This is a genomic window from Streptomyces sp. NPDC001781, assembly GCF_053596035.1.
This window is the reverse complement of sequence record NZ_JBSFFI010000004.1, coordinates 257,798-263,039: the sequence shown is the minus strand read 5'-3', so window position 1 is coordinate 263,039 and position 5,242 is coordinate 257,798. Positions and strand designations below refer to the sequence as shown.

The window sequence follows — 5,242 nt, the reverse complement described above, 5'->3', positions numbered from 1 at the left end:
GCGAGATCAACCTTTGGGGAGAGGTTCCGGGGACGGTGAGGAATGCCGGGGCAAAGGAGCCCGCGCACGGCGGTTCGCCCCCATGACGTTCCTGTGACGGTGAAAAGAAGAAAGTGCGGATCCGAGATGTCGAACACGGCCGCGCCCATCCGCACTTCCGATTACCGGCGCACGAGCGCCCGTCGCATCCACGCGCGTCAACCCTGCGGCCGGGCAGGCCGCCGGGACCCCCGCGAGCGGGAACGGGAACCGGCGCGAGCGTCTCGCCGGCGTTGACGGTCGTACGGCGCACCGGCCCGACGGCCTCCCGGGGCGAGAGCGGCGCCCAGGGGGTCACATCGCGGCGAGATACCGTACGACCAGGCATGACACCCCGGACGGGCCGGGGCCGCGGGCCGACCTATCCTTCGGCCGCCATCGCCCGCACCAGACTGGCGGGCCGCATGTCGGTCCACCGGCCCTCGATCGCGTCCAGGCACTCCTGGCGCGACCCCTCCGGGCCCTCGACCCGCCAGCCGCCCGGCACGGCGAGCGTCGCCGGCCAGAGCGAGTACTGGCCCTCATCGTTCACGAGCACCAGGAACCTGCCCGATTCATCGTCAAAAGGATTGATCACGACGCCCCCCTTGGCAGCACGTACATCGGCTTGTTTCTCCGAGTCGCCACGCATTCCCTTCCCACGGCTCCCGGACTGCTCGTTCGATCCGCCACAGTGCGTCAGATCGAACGGAGGAGCAAGTCGCTCCACCCCCGAGATGACAGTCCCGAGCGGCCGGTAGGAACCAGACTGCCCGGACCCTGTTCATTCACACTCATCACACTAAGGGAAAGTCCACGAGCGAAGGTACTCGATCGATCGATTACCGATGGGTAATAGAGTGCGCAATAACCTCTCGTGCTGCCTTTGGCATATGCCTGAACGTTTTCGGTGTCGAGCAATTGGCCAGCAGACGCCAGGACTGCGGCGGTTCGATCGCATATGACACAGGCTGATCCGGCCGATCTGCGCATGCGCCGACCCGCTCTCACCTGAGCGCATCCGACTCCGGCCCACGCACCCGTGCGCCGACCGTGCGCCCCGTTTTCGCCCGTAACCCGCTGCCGTAACGTCCGGATCCGGACACGGAAGCCGTGGAACAGACCTCGCACCCGGTTTTCAGGACGACCGGTATCCGGCCAAGCCGCGAACCGCGCCCCGCTCGAAGCCTCAGGGGGCTGTTATGGCTGACGGTTGATCAATAACCTTACGGAACACGCCATTCCCGGTCTCGACGGAGCATCATGACGACTGCGGCACAGATACCCGACATCCTCTCGCCCGAGTTCGCGGCGGACCCGTACCCGGCCTACCGGCTGATGCGGGAGTCCGCGCCGCTCATCTGGCACGAGGCGACGCAGAGTTACATCGTCTCGCGCTACGAGGACGTCGAGCGCGTCTTCAAGGACAAGGACTCCGAGTTCACCACCGACAACTACGACTGGCAGATCGAGCCGGTCCACGGCAGGACGATCCTCCAGCTCAGCGGCCGTGAGCATGCCGTGCGCCGGGCCCTGGTCGCCCCCGCCTTCCGCGGCCGGGACCTGCAGGAGAAGTTCCTGCCCGTCATCGAGCGCAACTCTCGCGAACTGATCGACGCCTTCAGGCACTCCGGCTCCGCCGACCTCGTCACCGACTACGCGACCCGGTTCCCGGTGAACGTGATCGCGGACATGCTGGGCCTGGACAAGGCCGACCACGCCCGCTTCCACCGCTGGTACACGGCCGTCATCGCCTTCCTCGGCAACCTGTCCGGCGACCAGGAGGTCGCCGCGGCCGGCGAGCGCACCCGGGTGGAGTTCGCGGAGTACATGCTGCCGATCATCCGCGAGCGCCGCGAGAGCCTCGGCGACGACCTGCTGTCGGTGCTGTGCGCCGCTGAGGTGGACGGGGTGCGGATGAGCGACGAGGACATCAAGGCGTTCTGCAGCCTGCTGCTCGCCGCCGGCGGTGAGACCACGGACAAGGCGATCGCCAGCATCTTCGCCAACCTGCTGAGCCACCCCGACCAGCTCGCCGCCGTCCGGGCCGACCACAGCCTGATCCCGCGGGCGTTCGCGGAGACCCTGCGCTTCACCCCGCCGGTGCACATGATCATGCGGCAGTCCGCGACCGAGGTGAAGCTCAGCGGCGGCACCGTGCCGGCGGGTGTCACCGTCACCTGCCTGATCGGCTCGGCCAACCGCGACGAGAACCGCTACCGCGAGCCCGACCGGTTCGACATCTTCCGCGAGGACCTCACCGCCACCAACGCCTTCTCCGCGGCCGCCGACCACCTGGCGTTCGCACTGGGCCGGCACTTCTGCGTGGGCGCGCTGCTCGCGAAGGCGGAGGTGGAGATCGGCGTCGCCCAACTGCTGGACGCCATGCCGGACCTGCGCTTCGCCGACGGCTTCGACCCGGTGGAGCAGGGCGTGTTCACCCGCGGACCCCAGGCGCTCCCGGTGCGGTTCACCCCCGCCGCCTGACCCGCGCACCGCTGGGCCCCCTCCGCTCGGGGCCCAGCGGGCCACCGGCTATCCGTCGACCGGGGTGAACCGCACCGGAAGGGTGGTCAGCCCCCGCATCCAGATGGACGACCGCCAGGTAAGCGTGTGCGGGTCCACCGCGAGCACCAGGTCGGGAAGCCGCTCGAGCAGCGTCTCCACGGCGGTGCGCGCCATGACGTCCGCGAGCAGCGGCGCCGGGTACGGGCACCGGTGCTCGCCGTTGCTGAACGACAGGTGCGCGGCGTTCTCCGCGCCCACGTGGCCCTCGGGCCACAGACTCGGGTCGGTGTTGGCGGCGGCGAGCCCGAGGACCAGGCAGTCACCCGCCCGGATCTGGCGCCCGCCGAGCTGGGTGTCCCGTACCGCCCAGCGGCCGATGAAGTTCTGGGTGGGCGTGTCCAGCCAGAGCACCTCGTTGAGCGCCTCGCCCACGCTGACCCGGCCGCCGGACACGCTGAGCTCGAACCGCTCGTCGGTGAGCAGCAGACGCAGCGCGTTGCAGATCCAGTTGGCGGTGGGCTGCTGCGCGGCGGCGATGACCGAGATCAGGTCCTGGACGATCTCCTCGTCGCTGAGCCCCGCCGGGTGCAGGACCATGCGCGAGGTGACGTCCTTGCCGGGGTCGGCCCGCTTGTCCCTGACCAGCCGCGCGAGCCGCTCGCCCACCCGCCCGTAGGCCGCCACCGGGTCGTCGCCCTCGGCGGCGTCCAGGGAGATCCGCAGGTCGTCCACGAGCTGCTGGGTGTCGGCGCCGGAGATCGGCATACCGCACATCTGCACCACGGCCCGCATCGGCAGGGCGTGCGCGTAGGACGTCATCAGCTCGGTCTGGCCGCTGCCCGCGAACCGGGCGATGAGCTCGTCGGCGATCAGCTCGCAGTCACGGGCCAGCTCGAACTGGTCCACGCCGGAGAGCGCCTCGGTGATCACCCCGGCGCGGCGCCGATGCTCATCCCCCTCGGTGAACAGCACGGAGGGCTGGTAGCCGACGAAGGGCATCAGCGGCCAGTCCGGCGGGATGTTGTCCCACTGGTTCCAGCGCCGCGAGTCCCGCGCGAACAGCTCGTCGTGGCTGGTCACCCGTGCGACCTCGTGGTAGCCGAGCACCAGCCAGGCGGGGATGCCGCCGTCCAGCAGGACGGGCGCGACCGCGCCGTGCTCGCGGCGCATCGCCCGGTACATCTGCGACGGGGTCTGCTGGTACTCCAGGCCCGTCAGGCGCACCGCGTCGGTGTGCGCGGGGCAGCCGGGCGGCGGTGCCGGGTGCGCGGAGAGGGGGCCGGGTTCGGTCACGGGGTCGCCTCCTGGGCCGTGGCCAGCGTGTACACATGGTTCACGAGAGTGATCAGCACGTCCTTGCCCGACTGCCGCAACCGCGCGTCGCAGTCGAGCATCGGCACGTGGGCCGGGAGCGCGAGGGCCTGCCGGATCTCGTCCAGGGAGTAGTGGCTCGCGTCGTCGTCGAACCGGTTGACGGCCACCACGAAGGGCGTGCCGTGGTGTTCCAGCCGGTCTATCGCGTACCAGGAGTCGTCCATCCGGCGGGTGTCCACGAGGACGACGGCGCCGAGGGTGCCGGAGAAGAGCCGGTCCCACAGGAACCAGAAGCGCTTCTGGCCCGGCGCGCCGAACAGGTACAGCACCATGGTGTCGTTGAGGCTGATCCGGCCGAAGTCGAAGGCGACGGTGGTCGTCGACTTGGCGGCGACGCCGCTGGTCTCGTCGATGCCGACACCGGCCTGCGTCATCACCTCCTCGGTGTTCAGCGGCCGGATCTCGCTCACGGAGCGGACGAGCGTGGTCTTGCCGACGCCGAAGCCGCCCACGACGACGATCTTCAGCCCGGTTTCCGCCGCGTCGGCCAGTGGCGTGCGGTGCGCGGGCAGCTCAGAGATTGCGGAGCCCATGGAGCACTTCCTCGAGAAGGGCGGGGTCGGGGAGCGAGGGGTTCACGGGTGGGTGCCGTGCGGTGATCCGGCCGGTGTCGAGCAGGTCGGCCAGCAGGATGCGGACGACGGTGATCGGCAGTTCCAGCTCGGCGGAGATCTCCACCACCGACGTGGGGTGCCGGCACAGGGCCAGGATGCGGGTGTGCTCCGACTGCATGCCCGTGGCCGGCTGGCACTCCGCGACGATGAGCGTGACCAGGTCCAGGGTGTCGTCGACGCTGCTGCGTCCGTTGGTGACCGTGTACAGCCGGTCGGGGGCACCGGTGTCCACCGGCTTGCGGGTCACGGCCGGGTACTCCCCTGGAACGGCTGCCGGGGCGCGGCCCGCAGATGCTCGCCGATCTTGTCGACCAGCCCGGTCATCTCCTCGCCGAGGCGGCCGGGGTCGGCGTCCTCGGCGGCGACCACCGCGAGGTGCGCGCCCTCGCCGGCGCCGACGATGCACAGCAGGCCGCCGTGGAAGGCGGTCATGGCGTGCAGCACACCACCGGAGCCGTCCCCGAACTCCACGGACGCGCCGTGGGACAGGGCCTGCAGGCCGGAGCAGATCGCGGCGAGCTGGTCGGCCTGATCCGCGGCCAGGTCGGGGGTCCAGCAGAGCTTGAGGCCGTCGCGTGAGAGCACCAGGGCGTGCCGGGCACCGGGGGTCTGCTCCAGCAGGTTCTGCAGCAGCCAGACGAGGCTGTTGTCGGTGGTCTGCATGATGGGTGATGGGACGGTGGTGTCCGGTTGTCCGGTCACCGGCCCGTTCCTCCAATCTCATGGGC

6 protein-coding genes are annotated in these 5,242 nt (G+C 70.0%); 1 reads left to right on the top strand and 5 read right to left on the bottom strand.

Going from position 1 to position 5,242, the window contains the following annotated elements; genetic code table 11:
• Positions 1-400: 400 nt before the first annotated feature.
• The gene (locus ACWCV3_RS05970) at positions 401-616 is read right to left on the bottom strand and encodes an MbtH family protein (RefSeq protein WP_451218955.1); all 216 of its coding nucleotides are present in this window, start codon (positions 614-616) and stop codon (positions 401-403) included.
• Between the two features lie 665 nt (positions 617-1,281).
• On the opposite strand from ACWCV3_RS05970, the gene ACWCV3_RS05965 reads away from it, so the two are divergent.
• Positions 1,282-2,505, top strand: coding sequence for a cytochrome P450 (locus tag ACWCV3_RS05965; protein WP_451218952.1), 1,224 nt, complete (start codon positions 1,282-1,284; stop codon positions 2,503-2,505).
• A gap of 48 nt (positions 2,506-2,553) precedes the next feature.
• Here ACWCV3_RS05965 and ACWCV3_RS05960 read toward each other — a convergent pair whose 3' ends face one another.
• From ACWCV3_RS05960 to ACWCV3_RS05945, 4 genes are read right to left on the bottom strand one after another with little or no spacing between them, the layout of a single operon-like run.
• Positions 2,554-3,819 carry a cytochrome P450 gene (locus ACWCV3_RS05960; RefSeq protein ID WP_451218949.1) on the bottom strand — a complete coding sequence of 422 codons (1,266 nt, stop codon included), beginning with the start codon at positions 3,817-3,819 and terminating at the stop codon, positions 2,554-2,556.
• Complete coding sequence (locus ACWCV3_RS05955; protein WP_451218946.1) at positions 3,816-4,433, bottom strand: GTP-binding protein; 618 nt, start codon at positions 4,431-4,433, stop codon at positions 3,816-3,818. Before ACWCV3_RS05955 ends, ACWCV3_RS05960 begins: the two co-directional genes overlap by 4 nt.
• Entirely contained in the window at positions 4,414-4,761 is a 348-nt protein-coding gene (locus ACWCV3_RS05950) for a DUF742 domain-containing protein (RefSeq protein ID WP_451218943.1), read from the bottom strand. The genes ACWCV3_RS05955 and ACWCV3_RS05950 overlap by 20 nt, the downstream gene beginning before the upstream one ends.
• Positions 4,758-5,177 (bottom strand): roadblock/LC7 domain-containing protein, encoded by a 420-nt coding sequence (locus ACWCV3_RS05945; RefSeq protein WP_051887871.1) that lies wholly within the window; start codon positions 5,175-5,177, stop codon positions 4,758-4,760. Before ACWCV3_RS05945 ends, ACWCV3_RS05950 begins: the two co-directional genes overlap by 4 nt.
• Positions 5,178-5,242: the final 65 nt, after the last annotated feature.